The sequence below is a fragment of the Herbiconiux sp. A18JL235 genome (assembly GCF_040939305.1).
Lineage (GTDB): Bacteria > Actinomycetota > Actinomycetes > Actinomycetales > Microbacteriaceae > Herbiconiux.
This window is the reverse complement of the sequence record NZ_CP162511.1, coordinates 3,497,186-3,515,549: the sequence shown is the minus strand read 5'-3', so window position 1 is coordinate 3,515,549 and position 18,364 is coordinate 3,497,186. Positions and strand designations below refer to the sequence as shown.

Sequence of the window (18,364 nt, the reverse complement as noted above, 5' to 3'; positions counted from 1 at the left end):
AGGAAGGCTGCTGGAACGCGGAAGAGGTGTGCCCGAGGATCGTAGAGAACCACCAGGACGCGAGGAGGCGTGCGTGAACACAGTGCTCATCGTCTGCGGTGCAGGAGCGTCGAGCACTTTCCTCGCACTCCGGCTCCGCCGCATCGCGATGGCGCGCGGCCTCGATCTGGTCGTGGAGGCGGGCTCCCTGCCCGAACTCGACGAACGGATGCGGGAATCCACGGTCCTGCTGGTCGGACCCCACCTCAGCTCGCACTTCGACGACCTCGCCGAACGTGCCCGCCTGGTGGGCGCGCGGGCCGCGATGCTCCCCGACACGGTGTTCGGACCGGAGGGCGCAGACCACGCAGCCGACCTGGTGATGGCAACGCTCGAACGCAAGGAGACAGACCATGGCTGAACGAACCGTCGAACTGGCATCCGCACACGGGCTCCACGCGCGCCCCGCGACTCTCTTCACGCAAGCCGTGGCGAAATCGGGCGTGCCGGTGACCATCGCGAAGGGGGAGGGCAAAGCGGTGAACGCCGCGAGCATCCTCGGCGTGATCTCGCTCGGCATCGAGCAGGGCGACACCGTCACCCTCGCCTCCGACGCCCCCTCCTCCGACGCCCTCCTCGACGAGCTGGTGACCCTGCTCGCCACCGACATGGACGCCCAGTGATGGCCGAGGCATCAGGCGGCGTACTGACCGGCACCGGCATCGGCCGCGGCATCGCCGTGGGCGCCGTGCTGCGGATGCCCGACCCGCTGCCCGAGCCCGACGACGTCGCGAGCGCCCTCACGCCCGACGCCGAGAAGGAGCGCGCCCGCGCCTCGCTCGCCGCGACGGCCGCCATCATCCGTCACCGCGGCGAACGCGCGGGCGGCTCGGCCAAGGACGTGCTCGAGGCTCAGGCCTTCATGGCCGAAGACCCCACCCTCATCGACGACATCGGGGTGCGCATCGACGCCGGCAAGACCGCCGAGCGCGCCGTGTTCGAGGCCTTCGCCACCTTCCGCGACCTGCTCGTGAGCATGGGCGGCTACATGGGCGAGCGCGCCACCGACCTCGACGACGTGTCGCAGCGCGTGGTCGCGCACCTGCGCGGCGTTCCGGCTCCGGGGGTGCCCGACCCCGAGCATCCGTTCATCCTCGTCGCCCGCGACCTCGCCCCCGCCGACACCGCCCTGCTCGACCTCGGCAAGGTGCTCGCGCTCGTGACGAGCGACGGCGGGCCGACCTCGCACACCGCGATCCTGGCCCGCGAGAAGTCGATCGTGGCCGTGGTGGGCGTGAAGGATGCGCTGGGTCTCGCCGACGGCACCGAGATCGTCGTCGACGCGGCGGCGGGCACCGTCACGGTGGCTCCCGACGACGCGCAGCGCGCCGACGCCGTGGCGCGCGCTGAGGCGCTCGCCGCCTCCCGCACTGCAGCGACCGGGCCCGGGATGCTCGCCGACGGCACCTCGATCCCCCTGCTCGCCAACCTCGGCTCCGCCGACGGGGCCGAGGATGCGGTGGCCAAGGGGGCAGAGGGCGTCGGCCTGTTCCGCACCGAGTTCCTCTTCCTCGACGCCGCGACGGCGCCGACGGTCGAGGAGCAGAAGGCGCAGTACGTGCGTCTGCTGCAGGCGTTCCCGGGCAAGAAGGTGGTGGTGCGGGCGCTCGATGCCGGCGCCGACAAGCCGCTCAGCTTCCTGAATGACGCACCCGAGGAGAATCCCGCGCTCGGGCTCCGGGGCCTCCGTGCACTGCGCGCCAACGAGCCCATCCTGCGCGACCAGCTCACGGCGCTCGCCGCGGCGGACGCCGAGACCGACGCCGACGTGTGGGTGATGGCGCCCATGGTGTCGACGGTCGAGGAGACCCGCTACTTCACCGCGCTCGCCCGGCAGCTGGGGCTGAAGACGGCCGGTGTGATGGTGGAGGTACCGTCGTCGGCGCTGCTGGCCGACCGCATCCTCGCCGACGCCGACTTCGCCTCGATCGGCACCAACGACCTGACCCAGTACACGCTGGCCGCCGACCGCCTGCTGGGGTCGGTCGCCTCGTTCCAAGACCCGTGGCACCCGGCCGTGCTGAAACTCGTGGGCGAGGTCGGCAAGGCCGGGCGCGCCGCGGGCAAGCCCGTCGGCATCTGCGGCGAAGCCGCCGCCGACCCGCTGCTGGCCGTCGTGCTCGTCGGCCTCGGCGCCACCACGCTCTCGATGTCGCCGTCGGCCCTCGCCGACGTGCGCGCCGAGCTCGCGCAGTACTCGCTCGAGCAGGCAGTCGCCTTCGCCGAGCTCGCCCTCCAGGCCTCGAGCGCCGTCGAAGCGCGCGCGGCCGTCACCGCAGCTGCATCACCCACCACCCACACAGAAACGGAGCAGTCGTCATGACAACGACGTCAGATACGAAGGCACGGGGAGGTGCCCGCGTCCGCGTCCAGCGGTTCGGCACGTTCCTCTCGGGCATGGTCATGCCCAACATCCCCGCGTTCATCGCCTGGGGCCTCATCACGAGCCTCTTCATCGCCACCGGCTGGCTGCCGAACGGCATCCTCGGCGGTGGCGGCAACGTCGCCGAGATCGGCTGGATCGGAGCGCAGACGCAGCTCGTCCAGCCCGAGGACGGCGCCCCGTTCACCGCGTACGTGGGACTCGTCGGCCCCATGCTCACCTATCTGCTGCCGCTCCTGATCGCCAGCACCGGCGGACGGATGGTGTACGGCGCTCGTGGTGCCGTCGTCGGCACCATTGCGACCATGGGTGTCATCGTGGGAGCGAGCATCCCCATGTTCATCGGCGCGATGATCATGGGCCCCCTCGGCGCCTACCTGATCAAGCAGCTCGACAAGCTTTGGGCGGGCAAGATCAAGCCCGGGTTCGAGATGCTGGTCGACAACTTCTCGGCCGGTATCCTGGGCTTCCTGTTGGCCATCGCCGGCTTCTTCGGGATCGCGCCCGTCATCCAGGGCGTCAGCGCCGCACTCGAGGCCGGAGTCAACTGGCTCACCAACCTCGGGCTGCTCCCCCTCGTGAGCATCCTGGTGGAGCCCGGCAAGGTGCTGTTCCTCAACAACGCGATCAACCACGGTGTCTTCACCCCGCTGGGCGCGATCCAGGTGCAGGAGTCGGGCAAGTCGATCCTGTTCCTCATCGAGGCCAACCCCGGCCCCGGTCTGGGCATCCTGCTGGCGTTCTCCATCTTCGGTGTCGGACTCGCCAAGGCGAGCGCCCCGGGAGCCGCCATCATCCAGTTCTTCGGTGGCATCCACGAGATCTACTTCCCGTACGTGCTGTCGAAGCCGCTCACGATCCTCGCGGCCATCGCCGGTGGTGCGACGGGCGTGGCGGTGAACGTGCTCTTCCAGTCGGGACTCCGCACCGCTGCGTCGCCGGGTTCGATCTTCGCCGTCCTGGCGGCGACCGCGCAGGACAGCTACGTCGGCGTCATCCTCTCCGTCATCGCGGCCGCGGCCGTGTCATTCCTTATCACGGCGATCATCCTGCGGGCCAGCCGCAAGCGTGATCTCGAGAAGGAGGATGCGGGCGACCTCTCGGCAGCGATAGCCAAGACCACCGCGAACAAGGGCAAGGAGTCGAGCGTGCTCGGCACCCTCACCACCGAGGGCGTGCCCGCGCGCGACGCCGAGGCCGTGGCGGAGGAGACGTCGCTGCTCACCGACACCCGCCCGATCAGGAACATCGTGTTCGCCTGCGACGCGGGAATGGGATCGAGTGCCATGGGCGCATCCGTGCTCCGGAATAAGATCAAGAAGGCCGGCATCGACGGCGTCACCGTGGTGAACAAGGCCATCGCGAACCTCGAGGACGACGTCGACCTGGTGATCACCCAGCGCGAGCTCACGCCGCGGGCGCAGGAGCGCACGCCGAGCGCCGAGCACGTGTCGGTGGACAACTTCATGAACAGCCCGCGCTACGACGAGGTCGTGGAGAAGCTGAAGACACAGGGCGGCGCCGAGTAGGCGACGCCGAGGAAGAGGAGAAGCCCATGGCCGTACTGGAACCGTCGCAGATCCGCTTGTCGGGAACCGCGAAGACGCGCGAGGAGGCGATCGCCGAGGCATCGGCGATCCTGGTGGAGGCGGGGGCCGTGGCTCCCGAGTACCTCGACTACATGCTCCAGCGCGAGGAGACGGTCTCGACGTACATGGGCAACCTCCTCGCCATCCCGCACGGCACGAACGAGGGCAAGGACACGATCCTCGACTCCGCGCTCTCGTTCGTGCGGTACGACGAGCCTCTCGACTGGGGCGGGGAAGAGGTGCGCTTCGTCGTCGGCATCGCAGGCAAGGACGGCGGGCACATGGAGATCCTCACCAAGATCGCCATCGTGTTCAGCGAAGAAGACGACGTCGCCAGGCTGCTGGCGGCGTCGACCCCGGCCGAGGTGCTCGACATCCTCGGCGACCTCAACGACTGACACACACAGCTAGGAGTCATCCATGAAGGCCGTCCACTTCGGCGCCGGGAACATCGGACGCGGCTTCGTGGGGCTCATCCTTCACGACGCGGGTTACGAGATCGTCTTCGCCGACGTGAACGCGGAGCTCATCGACGCCCTCGCGGCCTCGGAGAGCTACCGCGTCCACGCGGTGGGGGAGAACTCCTCGACCCGCACGGTGACGGGCTACCGCGCCCTCAACAGCGGCACCGACACGGATGCTGTGGTCGCCGAGATCGCGACAGCCGACGTCGTGACGACCGCGGTCGGCCCCACCATCCTGAAGTTCGTGGCACCGGTGATCGCCGAGGCCCTCGGCCGGCGGAGCCCCGACCTCGCGCCGCTCACGGTGATGGCGTGCGAGAACGCGATCAACGCCACCGATCTGCTGCGGGCCGAGGTGGTGGGCCGGCTCGAGGGGGGAGACGGCGCTCCCGAGCTCGCGCGCGTCGTCTTCGCGAACACCGCGGTCGACCGCATCGTGCCGAACCAGGCACCCGACGCGGGCCTCGACGTCACGGTCGAGGACTTCTTCGAGTGGGCCATCGAAGTGGGCCCGTTCGGCGACGCCGTCCCCGACATCCCCGACGCCCACTTCGTGCCCGATCTCGCACCGTACATCGAGCGCAAACTCTTCACGGTGAACACCGGGCACGCCACCGTGGCGTACCACGGCTGGGTCGAGGGGGCCTCGACCCTCGCCGACGCGCTGTCGATGCCCGAGGTGTTCGCCGAGGTGAAGGCCGTGCTCGAGGAGACCAAGGCGCTGCTCGTGGCCAAGCACGAGTTCGACCCGGCGACCCAGGAGGCGTACCTGGAGAAGAACCTCGTGCGCTTCGCGAACCCGTACCTCACCGACACCCCCGAGCGTGTGGGGCGCCAGCCGCTGCGCAAGATCTCGCGCCACGAGCGCTTCATCGGCCCCGCCGCCGAGCTCGCCGAGCGCGGGCTGCCGGCAGAGGCGCTGCTGCGGGCGGTGCGCGCAGCGCTCCGCTTCGACGCCCCGGGCGATCCGCAGACGGCCGAGCTCGCCGACCGGCTGTCGAGCCTCAGCCCCGAGCGATTCGCGACCGAGGTGTGCGGGATCGAACCCGAGCATCCGCTCTTCGACGCGTTGGCGGGCACTATACGCTCGGTCGACGCCTACCGGTGATTGCGCCCGGGCGTTTCTTAGCGTAAGCTCGATCTTTGGTGTTTTCGGCCTGTTTTCGAGTGGGCCGATTCTCCGCACGACCAGCACAGACTACTTGAGTGACAGTGAGGCAATGGCCAAAAAAGACGGAGTCATCGAGATCGAGGGCGCAGTCGTCGAAGCTCTCCCGAACGCCATGTTCCGGGTGGAGTTGACGAACGGCCACAAGGTTCTGGCCCACATCTCGGGCAAGATGCGTCAGCACTACATCCGCATCCTCCCGGAGGACCGCGTGATCGTGGAGCTGAGCCCCTACGACCTCACCCGTGGCCGGATCGTCTACCGCTACAAGTAGCCGCGCGCTGGAAAGTAACGGCCAGGCGGCATCCCGCCCGGTACGAGGACAGCGAAGAAAGAACAGATCATGAAGGTCAACCCCAGCGTCAAGCCCATCTGCGAGCACTGCCGCGTCATCCGCCGCAACGGCCGCGTGATGGTCATCTGCAAGAGCAACCCGCGCCACAAGCAGCGCCAGGGCTAGTACGACCCGGCTCCGGCCGGTCACCAGAGCAGAACCAGGAACCCGAGCGATCGGGGGACACCCCAGGAGGAGGCCTGGGCACCGGTTCTGTCCGAAACCTCCACACATCACCAGGAGATAGCCACAATGGCACGTCTAGCAGGAGTTGACATCCCCCGCGACAAGCGCGTGGAAGTCGCACTCACCTACATCTACGGGGTCGGCCGCACGCGCGCACTGAAGACCCTCGCCGACACCGAGATCTCGGGCGACATCCGCGTGAAGGATCTCACCGACGACCAGCTCGTCGCGCTCCGCGACTACATCGAGGGCAACTACAAGGTGGAGGGTGACCTCCGCCGTGAGGTCGCCGCCGACATCCGCCGCAAGGTCGAGATCGGTTCCTACGAGGGTGTCCGCCACCGCAAGGGCCTCCCGGTCCGCGGTCAGCGCACCAAGACCAACGCTCGTACCCGCAAGGGCCCGAAGCGCACCGTCGCCGGCAAGAAGAAGGCCGGCCGCTAAGCGCGCCGACTGACCAGGATTTCAGGAGAGATACATGGCAACCCCCAAGTCGGCCGTACGCAAGCCGCGCAAGAAAGAGAAGAAGAACGTCGCCGTGGGCCAGGCCCACATCAAGTCGACCTTCAACAACACCATCGTGTCGATCACCGACACCACCGGTGCCGTCATCAGCTGGGCCTCCTCGGGTGGCGTCGGCTTCAAGGGCTCGCGCAAGTCGACCCCGTTCGCCGCGCAGCTCGCCGCCGAGTCGGCAGCCCGCCAGGCGCAGGAGCACGGCATGAAGAAGGTCGACGTCTTCGTCAAGGGCCCGGGCTCGGGCCGCGAGACCGCGATCCGCTCGCTCCAGGCCGCCGGCCTCGAGGTCGGTTCGATCAACGACGTGACCCCGCAGGCGCACAACGGGTGCCGCCCGCCCAAGCGTCGCCGCGTGTGACGTCCTTTCAGCACTGAAGAGCCGGCAGAGCGTGTTCGACACGCTCTGCCGGTGAAGTGGTTTCCCACAACTCAACACACCTCGTCATGTGAGTGTCATATAGCGGACACTCAGCCGAAAGGATAAACAGTGCTCATTGCACAGCGCCCCACCCTCACCGAGGAGAACATCTCCGAGTTCCGCTCGCGGTTCGTCATCGAACCGCTCGAGCCCGGCTTCGGCTACACCCTCGGAAACTCCCTCCGCCGCACCCTGCTCTCGTCGATCCCCGGCGCCGCTGTCACGAGCATCCGCATCGACGGCGTGCTGCACGAGTTCTCCACCATCCCCGGTGTGAAGGAAGACGTCACCGAGATCATCCTCAACGTGAAGGGTCTCGTCGTCTCCTCCGAGCACGACGAGCCGATCACCGCGTACCTCCGCAAGCACGCGTCGGGCGAGGTCACGGCAGCCGACATCTCGGCTCCCGCGGGTGTCGAGATCCACAACCCCGAGCTGGTCATCGCGACGCTCAACGACAAGGCGAAGTTCGAGCTCGAGCTCATCATCGAGCGCGGCCGCGGCTACGTCTCGGCGACGCAGAACCGCAGCGAGTTCTCCGAGGCCGGTCAGATCCCGATCGACTCGATCTACTCGCCCGTGCTCAAGGTCACCTACCGCGTCGAGGCCACCCGTGCCGGCGAGCGCACCGACTTCGACCGCCTCGTGGTCGACGTCGAGACCAAGCCCGCCATCACCCCGCGCGACGCCATCGCCTCGGCCGGCCGCACCCTCACCGAGCTGTTCGGTCTGGCGCGCGAGCTCAACACCGCTGCCGAGGGCATCGAGATCGGCCCCGCGCCGGTCGACGCCGTGCTGTCCTCCGAGCTCTCGGTTCCGATCGAAGACCTCGACCTCTCGGTGCGTTCGTACAACTGCCTGAAGCGCGAGGGGATCAACACGGTCTCCGAGCTCGTGGCACTCAGCGAGACGCAGCTCATGAACATCCGCAACTTCGGTCAGAAGTCGGTCGACGAGGTGAAGGACAAGCTCGTCGAGCTCGGCCTGTCGCTGAAAGACACCGTTCCCGGTTTCGACGGCGCCCACTTCTACGGCGGCTACGACGACGAGAACGTCTGAGACGTCTCGCCACCGCTGATCGACACGACACACTGACCCACACCTGGAGATAAGACATGCCCAAGCCGACCAAGGGACCCCGTCTCGGCGGAGGACCGGCGCACGAGCGCCTGCTGCTCGCCAACCTGGCTGCCGCTCTGTTCACGCACAAGAGCATCAAGACGACCGAGACCAAGGCGAAGCGGATGCGTCCGCTGGCCGAGCGCCTCATCACCTTCGCCAAGCGCGGTGACCTGCACGCCCGTCGTCGCGTGCTCGCCGTGATCGGCGACAAGAGCGTCGTTCACGAGCTCTTCACCGAGATCGCTCCGCTCGTCGCCGAGCGCGAGGGCGGCTACACCCGCATCACGAAGCTCGGCTTCCGCAAGGGCGACAACGCCCCCATGGTGCAGATCGAGCTCGTGCTCGAGCCCGTGACCCCGAAGAAGAAGTCGGCGAAGGCCGCTCCCGCCGCCGCCGCTCCGGCTGCTGCGGAGGCGCCGGCCGAGCCCGAGGCTGAGACCCCCGCCGAGGCCGCCGCCGACGAGACCCCCGAGGCATCGGAGTCGGATGCCCCCGAGGCTGCGGAGGAGACCCCCGCCGCCGACGAGGCTCCCGCCGAGGAGACCGAGGAGAAGGACGCCAAGTAGGCTCCTCCCGCTTCGCACGAAGGCCCCGCACCCCGAAGGGTGGCGGGGCCTTCGTCGTAGACTCGACGGCGTGAATCTCGAGAGCGGAACCCGGCGCATCCGCCTCGACCTCGGGTACGACGGCACAGAGTTCTCGGGGTGGGCGCGGCAGCCCGGGCTGCGCACGGTGCAGGGGGTGCTCGAAGAAACGCTCGCGACGCTGTTCCGGCGGCACCAGCCCGCGCCGCTGCTCACGGTCGCGGGGAGAACGGATGCGGGGGTGCACGCGCGCGGGCAGGTCGCCCACCTCGATCTCGACGAGGCGCAGCTGCTCAGTCTGCGGCGGCGGAGCGACGGAGATTCCGGCACCGCTCCCGACGTGCTCGCATGCGTGCTGGCGCATCGGATGAACGGCATCCTGGGTGCCGACTCCGACGTGGTGCTCCATTCGTCGACGCTCGCGCCCGAGGGGTTCGACGCCCGCTTCGGTGCCGTGTGGCGGCGCTACGAGTACCGGGTGGCCGATGTCGCGAGCCCGCGAGACCCGCTGACCAGGCGGATGACCGTGCGGCATCCGGGTGCCCTCGACGTCGAAGCAATGGACACGGCGGCGCGAGCGCTGCTCGGGCTGCACGACTACGCCACCTTCTGCAAGCCGCGCGAGGGGTCGACGACGATCCGCACGCTGCAGGCGTTCTCCTGGCGGAGAGGTGAGGACGGGGTGCTCGTCGCCTCGTTGCAGGCCGACGCGTTCTGTCACAGCATGGTGCGGGCACTCGTGGGCGCGGCGGTCGCCGTGGGGGCGGGAAACCTGACGGGGGAGCAGCTGATTCGCCTGCGGGACGAACGGATGCGCACCAGCGCCTTCCTGGTGATGCCGGCGAAGGGCCTGGTGCTCACCGAGGTGGGCTACCCGGGCGACGGCGAGCTGCTCGCCCGCGCCGAGCAGACCAGGGCGCGTCGCGAGCCTATTTGACCGCGTGAGTGGTATCGCGTAATCTTGACCCTTGGTGTACGTGCTTGGCTGCGCGTCGCCCGAAGTTGAGCCCTCCATCGGGCGTGTTCCGGTTCGATCTCGAATCGCGAACACCCACCGGAGCGGGATTCACGAACTCCTCACTCGAACAAGAAAGCAGCACTACTGTGACGCGCACTTACACCCCGAAGGCCAGCGAAGTCTCGCGCGGCTGGGTCATCATCGACGCCCAGGACATCGTTCTCGGCCGTCTCGCCAGCCACGCCGCGGCCATCCTCCGCGGCAAGAACAAGGCGACCTTCACCCCCCACATGGACATGGGCGACTTCGTCATCATCGTGAACGCCGACAAGGTCGCGCTCACGGGTTCGAAGGCCGCGCAGAAGAAGGCCTACCGTCACTCGGGTTACCCGGGCGGGCTCAAGGCCGTCACCTACTCCGAGCTGCTCGAGAAGAACCCCGAGCGCGCCGTCGAGAAGGCCATCCGCGGCATGCTGCCGAAGACCGCCCTCGGTCGCGACCAGTTCCGCAAGCTGAAGGTCTACGCAGGCCCTGAGCACCCTCACGCTGCTCAGCAGCCCACCCCGTACATCCTCGACCAGGTCGCCCAGTAGCGTCCCGCGTTCGTTCAGCAGACTCAGACAAAGGACTTAACACTACCGTGGCGAAGATCGCAGACCAGCTCGACGTGGCTCCCGAGAGCTACTCCACCGAAACCCCGGCCGAGGAGGCGCCCCGCGCTCCCCGTGCCGTTCTCAACGTGTCCGGCGCAGCCGTCGGCCGCCGCAAGCAGGCCATCGCCCGCGTGCGCCTCGTTCCCGGCGCCGGCACCCTCACGGTGAACGGCCGCGAGTTCGAGCACTACTTCCCGAACAAGCTGCACCAGCAGCTCATCACCGACCCGTTCAAGGTGCTCGACCTCATCGGCTCGTACGACGTCGTCGCGAAGATCACCGGTGGCGGCCCCTCGGGCCAGGCCGGTGCCCTCCGCCTCGCCATCGCCCGCGCGCTGAACGAGATCGACCGCGAGAACAACCGTCCGACCCTCAAGAAGGCCGGCTTCCTCACCCGCGACGCCCGCGTCATCGAGCGCAAGAAGGCCGGTCTCAAGAAGGCCCGCAAGGCTTCGCAGTTCTCGAAGCGCTAGTCGCTCGCCGAACCTCCGCAGAACCCATGGCTCGCCTCTTCGGCACCGATGGTGTGCGTGGGCTCGCGAACCAGGACGTCACCGCCGACCTCGCTCTGCGCATCGCGCAGGCGGGGTCGCGGGTTCTGGGGGAGGCCGCGCGGCAGGCCGGTCGTCGACCGGTGGCCGTGGTCGCCCGCGATCCGCGCCAATCGGGTGACTTCATCGCGGCCGCCGTGGCGGCCGGTTTCGCCAGCTCCGGTGTCGACGTGCTCGACGCCGGAGTGCTGCCGACCCCGGCGGCCGCGTTCCTCATCGCCGACATCGGCGCCGACTTCGGCGTCGTCATCTCGGCGTCGCACAACCCCGCCCCCGACAACGGCATCAAGTTCTTCGCCGCGGGAGGCAAGAAGCTGCCCGACGAGGTGGAGATCGGCATCGAGGCAGCCCTCGAGCATCCGCCGCTCGCGCCTCACGGCGGCGACATCGGGCGCATCCGTCGCTTCGCCGACGCCGAAGACCGTTACGTGGTGCACCTGCTCACCACGCTGACGCATCGCCTCGACGGCATCCATGTCGTGCTCGACTGCGCCCACGGCGCCGCGGCGGGCGTCTCGCCCGAGGCGTTCAGCCAGGCCGGCGCGCGCATCACGGTGATCGGCAACGACCCCGACGGCATGAACATCAACGACGGCGTGGGTTCGACGCACCTCGAGCTGCTCGCTCAGGCCGTGCGCGACGCCGGAGCCGATGTGGGCATCGCGCACGACGGAGACGCCGACCGCTGCCTCGCCGTCGACGCCGACGGCCGGGTCATCGACGGCGACCAGATCATGGCCATCCTCGCTCTCGCCCGCCACGAGCGCGGCGCCCTGCGCGACGACACGCTCGTCGCCACGGTGATGTCGAACCTCGGGCTCAAGATCGCGATGGCCCAGCACGGCATCACGATGCTCGAGACCAAGGTGGGCGATCGCTACGTTCTCGAGGCCATCAACGAGAAGAACCTCAGCCTCGGTGGTGAGCAGTCGGGGCACATCATCTTCGCCGACCACGCCACCACGGGCGACGGCATCCTCACCGGCCTGCAGCTGGTGAGCCAGATGGCGGCCACGAAGAAGAGCCTCGCCGAGCTGGCGAGCGTGATGAAGGTGTACCCGCAGACGCTCGTGAACGTGCGCGGGGTCGACCGCGACGGCGTGTCGAACGACACAGTGCTCGCTGCAGCCGTCGCCGACGCCGAAGACGAGCTGGGCGAGACCGGGCGCGTGCTGCTGCGCCCTTCGGGCACAGAGCCGCTCGTGCGCGTGATGGTGGAGGCCGGAGACCAGGCCACCGCCGACCGCATCGCCGAGTCGCTCGCCGAGATCGTGCGCCAGCGACTCTCGACCGGAGTAGAGCGCGGGTTGTAGCCCCAGACACCCGGGGCTCGAAGGCGCCGACGGATGGCGTCAGAGCTTGCGGAGGAGCACCTTGTTGACGGTGTGGTCGGCGTCTTTCTGGAGGACGAGGGTGGCGCGGCCACGGGTGGGGCGCACGTTCTCGATGAGGTTGGGCAGGTTGATCGAGTTCCAGATGGAGCGGGCGGTCGCGCGCGCCTCTGTCTCGGACAGGCTCGCATAGCGGTGGAAGTAGGACTTCGGGTTCGCGAACGCACCCTGCTGCAGTGCCAGGAAGCGGGTCTCGTACCAGGTCGCGATGTCGCTCGTGCGTGCATCCACGTAGATCGAGAAGTCGAACAGGTCGCTGACGGCAAGCCGGTTCGCCCCGGGCGGCTGCAGCACGTTGAGACCTTCGACGATGAGGATGTCGGGCTGGCGCACCACGATCTGGGCCTCGGGCACGATGTCGTAGCTGAGGTGGGAGTAGAACGGCGCCCGCACCTCGGGGTTGCCGCTCTTCACCGCGGAAACGAAGCGCAGCAGGGCGCGCCGGTCGTACGACTCAGGAAAGCCCTTGCGCTGCATCAGCCCGCGACGCTCCAGCTCGCGGTTGGGAAGCAGGAACCCGTCGGTGGTCACCAGCTCGACCCGGGGCGTGTCGGCCCAGCGGGCCAGCAGCTCGCGCAGCAGGCGGGCCGTCGTCGACTTACCCACAGCCACGGAGCCGGCGACACCGATGACGAACGGCGTCGACTTCGAGCGTTCGCCGAGGAAGTCGGTGGTCGACCGATGCAGCTGCTGTGCACTGGTCGCGTAGAGGTTCAGCAGCCGCGCCAGCGGCAGGTACACCTCGGTGACCTCGCGCAGGTCGAGCGGGTTGCCGAGCCCGCGCAGCTGCACGATCTCGGTCTCCTGCAGCGGCAGGGGAGTGGTGGGGGCGAGGGCCGCCCAGCGGGCCCGATCGAACTCGTGGAAGGGGCTGAACTGCGCGAAACCGGTGCTGTGTGCGGATTCGGGCATAGAACTCCATCATGCCCGAAATCGCCGGATGCGCCGACCGACGGCCGCACAGCAACGCTCGGTTAGACTCGCTCGCATGTGTGGAATCGTGGGTTACGTCGGCAACAACAGCAGCGTCGAGGTGCTGCTCGGAGGGCTGCGCCGCCTGGAGTACCGCGGCTACGACTCCGCCGGTGTCGCGGTGATCGGCGACGACGGAACCCTCTCCACCCGCAAGCGCGCCGGCAAGCTGGCCGTGCTCGCCGACGACCTCGACGCGCGCCCTCTGCCCGACGGCGGCACGGGTATCGGCCACACCCGCTGGGCGACGCACGGTGGCCCCACCGACGGCAACGCGCATCCGCACCTCTCGGCCGACGGGCGCATCGCGCTCATCCACAACGGCATCATCGAGAACTTCGCGTCGCTCAAGCAGGAGCTGCTCGAGGCGGGTTACGCCTTCGACAGCGAGACCGACACCGAGGTCGCCGCGAAGATGCTCGGCCGCGAGTACGAGCAGGGCGACGGGCTCGCCGCGGCGCTCGGCCGTGTGGTGTCGCGCCTCGAGGGCGCGTTCACGCTGCTCGCCCTGCACCAGGACCAGCCGGGTGTCGTCGTGGGCGCCCGCCGCAACTCCCCGCTCGTGATCGGGCTCGGTGAGGGCGAGAACTTCCTCGGCTCCGACGTCGCCGCCTTCGTGGAGCACACGCGACGGGCCGTGGCCATCGGGCAGGACCAGATCGTCATCATCACCCCCGACGCCGTGACCGTCACCGACTTCGAGGGCGTCGAGGTCGAGGCCCACGAGTTCGAGGTGTCGTGGGATGCGTCGGCCGCCGAGAAGGGCGGCTGGTCGAGCTTCATGGCGAAGGAGATCAGCGAAGAGCCCGAGGCTGTCGCTAATACCATCCTCGGCCGCGTCGCCGACGGCCAGGTCGTGCTGCCCGAACTCGCCGAGCTCGACGAGACCCTGAGGGACATCGACCGCGTCATCATCGTCGCCTGCGGCACCGCGAGCTACTCGGGGCTGCTCGGCAAGTACGCCATCGAGAAGTGGGCGCGGGTGCCCGTCGAGGTGGAGCTCTCGCACGAGTTCCGCTACCGCGAGCCGGTGCTCACGCCGCGCACCCTGGTCGTGTCGATCAGCCAGTCGGGCGAGACCATGGACACGCTGATGGCTGTGAAGTACGCCATCGCGAACGGCGCGCGCACCCTGTCGATCTGCAACACGCAGGGCGCCACCATCGCCCGCGAATCGGATGCGGTCGTCTACACGCACGCCGGCCCCGAGGTCGCCGTCGCCTCGACCAAGGCCTTCGTGGCGCAGATCACCGCGCTGTACCTGTTCGGCCTGCACCTGGCGCGTGTGCGGGGGGCGATCGACGCCGAACTCGGCCGCGACCAGCTCGCCGAGCTGCAGACCATCCCGACGAAGATCGCGCGGGTGCTGAAGAGCGCGCCCGAGATCACCCAGCTGGCGAAGTGGATGTCCGACTCGCGCGCCGTGCTCTTCCTCGGCCGCCACGTGGGCTACCCCATCGCGCTCGAGGGCGCGCTGAAGCTCAAGGAGCTCGCCTACATCCACGCCGAGGGCTTCGCCGCGGGCGAGCTGAAGCACGGCCCGATCGCGCTCATCGAGCCCGGCCAGCCCGTCTTCGTCGTGGTGCCGAGCCCCCGCGACCCGAACTCGCTGCACGCGAAGGTGGTGTCGAACATCCAGGAGATCCGTGCTCGTGGGGCGCGCATCCTGGCCATCGCGGAGGAGGGCGACGTGGCGGTGCTGCCGTTCGCAGACGAGGTCATCCGCATCCCGCTCGCCGCGCCGCTGTTCGAACCGCTGCTCACGGTGGTGCCGCTGCAGCTGTTCGCGATGGAACTGGCCACCGCCAAGGGGCTCGACGTCGACCAGCCGCGCAACCTGGCGAAGTCGGTGACGGTCGAGTAGTCGTGATCGTCGGAGTCGGGGTCGACCTGGTCGACGTGGCGCGGTTCACGCGCGCTTTGGAGAAGACTCCGCGGTTGCGCGAGCGCTTGTTCGCTCCTGGCGAACGCGAGCTGCCCGTGCGATCGTTGGCCGCGCGGTTCGCGGCGAAAGAGGCTCTCATCAAGGCCGTCGGGCACTCCACCGAGTTCCGGTGGCACGACATGGAGGTGGTCTCGAACTCCGAGCGCAACCCGTCGTTCGCGGTCTCGGGCGGGGTGGCCGAGGCGCTCGCCGCGATCGGCGCCACCAGCGTGCACCTCAGCATGACCCACGACGGCGGCTCGGCCATGGCGTTCGTGGTCGCCGAAGGCGGCACGGCGTGAGCGGCGACGTCGTCGCGAGCGGGGCGGATGCGGGGCTCACCCCCGCAGGAGTGCCGATTCTCCGCCGCGCGCATGTCGACCTCGCCGCCCTCGAGCGCAACGTCGCCCGAGTTGCCGAGACTGTCGCCCCTGCCGAGGTGATGGCCGTGGTGAAGGCCGACGGGTACGGGCACGGTGCGGTCGAGGCCGCCCGCGCTGCCCTCGCCGGCGGTGCGTCGCGTCTCGGCGTCGCCGACGTCGACGAGGCGCTCGCGCTGCGGGCTGCCGGCATCACGGCTCCTGTGCTGGCGTGGTTGCACGGGGCCGATCCCTCCTTCGCCGCCGCGGTCGAGGCCGACATCGCGATCGGCGTCAGCACCGCCGCACAGCTGCAGCGCGCTGCAGACGCAGGTGCGCACGGCCGCCCCGCCATCGTGCACCTCAAACTCGACACCGGGCTCGGGCGCAACGGCGTGGGCCGCGACGAGTGGGAGCCCGTGTTCGCCGCCGCGGCCCGGTCGGCCGCCGACGGCCGCATCGTGGTGGAGGGGCTGTTCAGCCACCTCTCCGGCGCCGACGACACAGAAGACCTCGCGCAACTCGCCGCCTTCCGCGAGGCGCGCGCCCTCGCCTCGACCCTCGGTCTCGAGCCGCGCCTCGAGCACCTCGCCTCGACCGCTGCGGCGCTGCGTCTGCCCGAGACCCGCCTCGACCTGGTGCGACTCGGCATCGGCCTCTACGGCCTCTCGCCCTATGACGACGGTGACGCCGCTGCCCTCGGTCTCACCCCCGCCATGCGGCTGGAGACCCGGCTGATCTCGGTGAAGCGGGTGCCCGCAGGCACCGGTGTCTCCTACGGCTACACCTACCGGCCCGAGCGCGACACCTGGCTCGGTCTCGTGCCCCTCGGCTACGCCGACGGCATCCCCCGCCACGTCTCGAACCGGGGCTCGGTCTGGGTCGACGGCTCCGTACATCCGATCGTCGGGCGGGTGGCGATGGACCAGTTCGTGGTCGACCTCGGGGAGCGCCGCGCCGAGGTGGGCGACCGCGTCGTGCTGTTCGGAGACCCCGCGGAGGGGTACCCGAGCGCCCACGACTGGGCGCTCGCGGCCTCCACCATCGGCTACGAGATCGTGACCCGACTCGGCGGCAGGGTGAAGCGGGTGCACGCATGAGCCCGGCCCCCGAGCGCGAGGCCGTGATCGACCTCGACGCCTTCCGCCGCAACGTGGCGACGCTCGCCGCGCTGGCGAGCCCCGCCGAGACCATGCTCGCGGTGAAGGCGGACGCCTACGGGCACGGCATGGTGCCCGTCGCCCGCGCTGCGCTCGAGTCCGGTGCCCGCTCGCTGGCGGTACTCGACATCCCCGCCGCCCTCACCTTGCGTGAGGCGGGCATCACCGCGCCGATCTTCGCCTGGATGCACGACCCCGACGCGCTGTTCGGCGAGGCGGCCGAGGCCGACATCGACCTCGGCATCTCGGCGGTGTGGCAGCTCGACGCCATCGCCGCCGCCCGGGCGTCGAAGGCGCCGCGGGTGCACCTCAAGGTCGACACCGGGCTGAGCCGGAACGGCGCGACCGAGGCCGACTGGCCCTCGCTGGTCGAGTCGGCGATCGCGCACGACCGAGCGGGTGCCGTGCGCTTGCACGCCGCCTGGTCGCACCTCGCCGACGCCTCGCCCGCCGACGACGCCGTCGCCCTGGCGAAGCTGCGCCGCGCCGTCGAGGTCGCCGAGTCGCTCGGTGCCCGCTTCGAGCGGCTGCACCTGGCGGCGAGCTCGGCGGGCATCCGCGAGCCCGAGGCGAGGCTCGACCTCGTGCGCTTCGGCATCGCCGCCTACGGCATCTCACCCTTCGACGACCAGAACGGTCGCGAGCTCGGCCTCGAGGGCGTGATGACCCTGCGCGCTCCCGTCGTCTCGGTGAAGCGGGTCGCCGCGGGCCACGGCATCTCCTACGGTCTCACCTACCGTACCGAGCGCGAGACCACCCTCGCCCTCGTGCCGCTCGGCTACGCCGATGGCATCCCGCGCATCGCCTCCGGCCGGGCCGAGGTGTGGATCGGCGGCCGCCGCCATCCGATCGCCGGCCGCATCGCGATGGACCAGTTCGTGGTCGATCTGGGCGACCATCCGGTCGCCGTGGGCGACGAGGTGCTGGTGTTCGGGCCCGGTCACCGTGGCGAGCCCACCGCCGAGGAGTGGGCCGGCTTCGCCGACACCATCGGCGACGAGATCGTCGCGCGCGTGGGGCCGCGGGTGCGCCGCGTCTACCGGGGCGAGCGATGACGGGCGCCGACGAGAGCCCGATCGCGACGGGCGCGGCAGACGCCGACGGCCCGCGCGGCCTGCCTCGCTCCGTCACCGTCGCCGACCCCGCTGGGATGCACGCCCTGGGCCTCCGCGTCGCGGCCGTGCTCGGCGCGGGCGACGTGGTGGTGCTGACGGGCGACCTCGGGGCGGGCAAGACCACCTTCACCCGCGGCCTCGGCGAGGGGCTCGGCGTCCGTGGGCCCGTCACCAGCCCCACCTTCGTGCTGGCGCGCACCCATCCTTCCCTCGTCGGCGGCCCGGCCCTCGTGCACGTCGACGCCTACCGGCTCGCCAATGCCCTCGAACTCGACGATCTCGACATCGACTTCGCCCGCTCGGTCGTCGTGGTGGAGTGGGGGCGCGGTCTCGTCGAGGCGCTCACCGACTCCGCGCTGTCGATCGAGATCAACCGCCCGCACGGCGGTGGAACGGAGGCGATCGACACCGACGACGCCCCGGTCGAGCCCCGCCAGGTGCGGCTCGAGGGCACCGGCCCGCGCTGGAACTGAAC

At 69.6% G+C, this 18,364-nt stretch carries 22 protein-coding genes; 21 read left to right on the top strand and 1 reads right to left on the bottom strand.

The features are described 5' to 3' along the window. Positions 1–73 precede the first annotated feature (73 nt). From ABFY20_RS16475 to glmM, 16 genes are all read left to right on the top strand, one after another. Positions 74–400, top strand: coding sequence for a PTS sugar transporter subunit IIB (locus ABFY20_RS16475; RefSeq protein WP_368497306.1), 327 nt, complete (start codon positions 74–76; stop codon positions 398–400). Next, on the top strand, positions 393–662 hold the full coding sequence (locus tag ABFY20_RS16470; protein ID WP_368497305.1) for an HPr family phosphocarrier protein: 270 nt from the start codon (positions 393–395) through the stop codon (positions 660–662). Before ABFY20_RS16475 ends, ABFY20_RS16470 begins: the two co-directional genes overlap by 8 nt. Next, positions 662–2,362 (top strand): phosphoenolpyruvate--protein phosphotransferase, encoded by a 1,701-nt coding sequence (ptsP, locus tag ABFY20_RS16465; protein ID WP_368497303.1) that lies wholly within the window; start codon positions 662–664, stop codon positions 2,360–2,362. Before ABFY20_RS16470 ends, ptsP begins: the two co-directional genes overlap by 1 nt. Further along, entirely contained in the window at positions 2,359–3,951 is a 1,593-nt protein-coding gene (locus ABFY20_RS16460) for a PTS mannitol transporter subunit IICB (RefSeq protein WP_368497302.1), read from the top strand. Before ptsP ends, ABFY20_RS16460 begins: the two co-directional genes overlap by 4 nt. 26 nt (positions 3,952–3,977) lie before the next feature. Next, positions 3,978–4,409, top strand: a complete 432-nt coding sequence (locus tag ABFY20_RS16455; protein ID WP_368497300.1) for a PTS sugar transporter subunit IIA — start codon at positions 3,978–3,980, stop codon at positions 4,407–4,409. A gap of 22 nt (positions 4,410–4,431) precedes the next feature. Further along, positions 4,432–5,583, top strand: coding sequence for a mannitol-1-phosphate 5-dehydrogenase (locus ABFY20_RS16450; protein ID WP_368497298.1), 1,152 nt, complete (start codon positions 4,432–4,434; stop codon positions 5,581–5,583). A gap of 112 nt (positions 5,584–5,695) precedes the next feature. Then, positions 5,696–5,917: a translation initiation factor IF-1 gene (gene infA, locus ABFY20_RS16445; protein WP_022883252.1), complete on the top strand. Its 222-nt coding sequence runs from the start codon at positions 5,696–5,698 to the stop codon at positions 5,915–5,917. A gap of 69 nt (positions 5,918–5,986) precedes the next feature. After that, the gene (rpmJ, locus tag ABFY20_RS16440) at positions 5,987–6,103 is read left to right on the top strand and encodes a 50S ribosomal protein L36 (protein WP_022898361.1); all 117 of its coding nucleotides are present in this window, start codon (positions 5,987–5,989) and stop codon (positions 6,101–6,103) included. Between the two features lie 126 nt (positions 6,104–6,229). Beyond that, the gene (gene rpsM, locus ABFY20_RS16435) at positions 6,230–6,607 is read left to right on the top strand and encodes a 30S ribosomal protein S13 (protein ID WP_171703640.1); all 378 of its coding nucleotides are present in this window, start codon (positions 6,230–6,232) and stop codon (positions 6,605–6,607) included. Positions 6,608–6,641: 34 nt separating this feature from the next. Further along, the gene (gene rpsK, locus ABFY20_RS16430; RefSeq protein WP_022896808.1) at positions 6,642–7,040 is read left to right on the top strand and encodes a 30S ribosomal protein S11; all 399 of its coding nucleotides are present in this window, start codon (positions 6,642–6,644) and stop codon (positions 7,038–7,040) included. A gap of 129 nt (positions 7,041–7,169) precedes the next feature. After that, complete coding sequence (locus ABFY20_RS16425; protein WP_171703641.1) at positions 7,170–8,159, top strand: DNA-directed RNA polymerase subunit alpha; 990 nt, start codon at positions 7,170–7,172, stop codon at positions 8,157–8,159. A gap of 56 nt (positions 8,160–8,215) precedes the next feature. Continuing rightward, positions 8,216–8,788 (top strand): 50S ribosomal protein L17, encoded by a 573-nt coding sequence (gene rplQ / locus ABFY20_RS16420; RefSeq protein WP_368497297.1) that lies wholly within the window; start codon positions 8,216–8,218, stop codon positions 8,786–8,788. A 70-nt stretch (positions 8,789–8,858) separates the two neighbouring features. Beyond that, a complete protein-coding gene (locus ABFY20_RS16415; protein ID WP_368497296.1) occupies positions 8,859–9,743 on the top strand; it encodes a tRNA pseudouridine(38-40) synthase TruA in 885 nt (294 codons plus the stop codon). A 167-nt stretch (positions 9,744–9,910) separates the two neighbouring features. Continuing rightward, entirely contained in the window at positions 9,911–10,357 is a 447-nt protein-coding gene (gene rplM, locus ABFY20_RS16410; RefSeq protein WP_171703644.1) for a 50S ribosomal protein L13, read from the top strand. 47 nt (positions 10,358–10,404) lie between these two features. Continuing rightward, complete coding sequence (rpsI, locus tag ABFY20_RS16405) at positions 10,405–10,890, top strand: 30S ribosomal protein S9 (RefSeq protein WP_368497295.1); 486 nt, start codon at positions 10,405–10,407, stop codon at positions 10,888–10,890. 26 nt (positions 10,891–10,916) lie between these two features. Beyond that, positions 10,917–12,281: a phosphoglucosamine mutase gene (gene glmM / locus ABFY20_RS16400; RefSeq protein WP_368497294.1), complete on the top strand. Its 1,365-nt coding sequence runs from the start codon at positions 10,917–10,919 to the stop codon at positions 12,279–12,281. Between the two features lie 39 nt (positions 12,282–12,320). Here glmM and coaA read toward each other — a convergent pair whose 3' ends face one another. Next, a complete protein-coding gene (gene coaA, locus ABFY20_RS16395) occupies positions 12,321–13,271 on the bottom strand; it encodes a type I pantothenate kinase (RefSeq protein ID WP_368497293.1) in 951 nt (316 codons plus the stop codon). Between the two features lie 76 nt (positions 13,272–13,347). Here coaA and glmS point away from each other — a divergent pair, with 76 nt between their 5' ends. The 5 genes from glmS to tsaE all read left to right on the top strand — a co-directional run bounded on the left by glmS (position 13,348) and on the right by tsaE (position 18,362). Continuing rightward, complete coding sequence (gene glmS, locus ABFY20_RS16390) at positions 13,348–15,195, top strand: glutamine--fructose-6-phosphate transaminase (isomerizing) (protein WP_368497292.1); 1,848 nt, start codon at positions 13,348–13,350, stop codon at positions 15,193–15,195. Positions 15,196–15,197: 2 nt separating this feature from the next. Continuing rightward, positions 15,198–15,557 (top strand): holo-ACP synthase, encoded by a 360-nt coding sequence (locus tag ABFY20_RS16385; RefSeq protein WP_368497291.1) that lies wholly within the window; start codon positions 15,198–15,200, stop codon positions 15,555–15,557. Next, a complete protein-coding gene (alr, locus tag ABFY20_RS16380) occupies positions 15,554–16,714 on the top strand; it encodes an alanine racemase (RefSeq protein WP_368497290.1) in 1,161 nt (386 codons plus the stop codon). The genes ABFY20_RS16385 and alr (ABFY20_RS16380) overlap by 4 nt, the downstream gene beginning before the upstream one ends. Next, entirely contained in the window at positions 16,711–17,829 is a 1,119-nt protein-coding gene (alr, locus tag ABFY20_RS16375) for an alanine racemase (RefSeq protein WP_368497289.1), read from the top strand. The genes alr (ABFY20_RS16380) and alr (ABFY20_RS16375) overlap by 4 nt, the downstream gene beginning before the upstream one ends. 95 nt (positions 17,830–17,924) lie before the next feature. Further along, positions 17,925–18,362 (top strand): tRNA (adenosine(37)-N6)-threonylcarbamoyltransferase complex ATPase subunit type 1 TsaE, encoded by a 438-nt coding sequence (gene tsaE / locus ABFY20_RS16370; protein ID WP_368499812.1) that lies wholly within the window; start codon positions 17,925–17,927, stop codon positions 18,360–18,362. Positions 18,363–18,364 lie beyond the last annotated feature (2 nt).

Excerpts from the sequence above, each read along its gene's own strand:
- ABFY20_RS16470 (WP_368497305.1), top strand. The coding sequence starts at position 393 with ATGGCTGAACGAACCGTCGAACTGGCATCCGCACACGGGCTCCACGCG.
- ptsP (WP_368497303.1), top strand. The coding sequence starts at position 662 with ATGGCCGAGGCATCAGGCGGCGTACTGACCGGCACCGGCATCGGCCGC.
- ABFY20_RS16460 (WP_368497302.1), top strand. The coding sequence starts at position 2,359 with ATGACAACGACGTCAGATACGAAGGCACGGGGAGGTGCCCGCGTCCGC.
- ABFY20_RS16455 (WP_368497300.1), top strand. The coding sequence starts at position 3,978 with ATGGCCGTACTGGAACCGTCGCAGATCCGCTTGTCGGGAACCGCGAAG.
- ABFY20_RS16450 (WP_368497298.1), top strand. The coding sequence starts at position 4,432 with ATGAAGGCCGTCCACTTCGGCGCCGGGAACATCGGACGCGGCTTCGTG.
- infA (WP_022883252.1), top strand. The coding sequence starts at position 5,696 with ATGGCCAAAAAAGACGGAGTCATCGAGATCGAGGGCGCAGTCGTCGAA.
- rpmJ (WP_022898361.1), top strand. The coding sequence starts at position 5,987 with ATGAAGGTCAACCCCAGCGTCAAGCCCATCTGCGAGCACTGCCGCGTC.
- rpsM (WP_171703640.1), top strand. The coding sequence starts at position 6,230 with ATGGCACGTCTAGCAGGAGTTGACATCCCCCGCGACAAGCGCGTGGAA.
- rpsK (WP_022896808.1), top strand. The coding sequence starts at position 6,642 with ATGGCAACCCCCAAGTCGGCCGTACGCAAGCCGCGCAAGAAAGAGAAG.
- rplQ (WP_368497297.1), top strand. The coding sequence starts at position 8,216 with ATGCCCAAGCCGACCAAGGGACCCCGTCTCGGCGGAGGACCGGCGCAC.
- glmM (WP_368497294.1), top strand. The coding sequence starts at position 10,917 with ATGGCTCGCCTCTTCGGCACCGATGGTGTGCGTGGGCTCGCGAACCAG.
- coaA (WP_368497293.1), bottom strand. The coding sequence starts at position 13,271 with ATGCCCGAATCCGCACACAGCACCGGTTTCGCGCAGTTCAGCCCCTTC.
- glmS (WP_368497292.1), top strand. The coding sequence starts at position 13,348 with ATGTGTGGAATCGTGGGTTACGTCGGCAACAACAGCAGCGTCGAGGTG.
- alr (WP_368497289.1), top strand. The coding sequence starts at position 16,711 with ATGAGCCCGGCCCCCGAGCGCGAGGCCGTGATCGACCTCGACGCCTTC.
- tsaE (WP_368499812.1), top strand. The coding sequence starts at position 17,925 with ATGCACGCCCTGGGCCTCCGCGTCGCGGCCGTGCTCGGCGCGGGCGAC.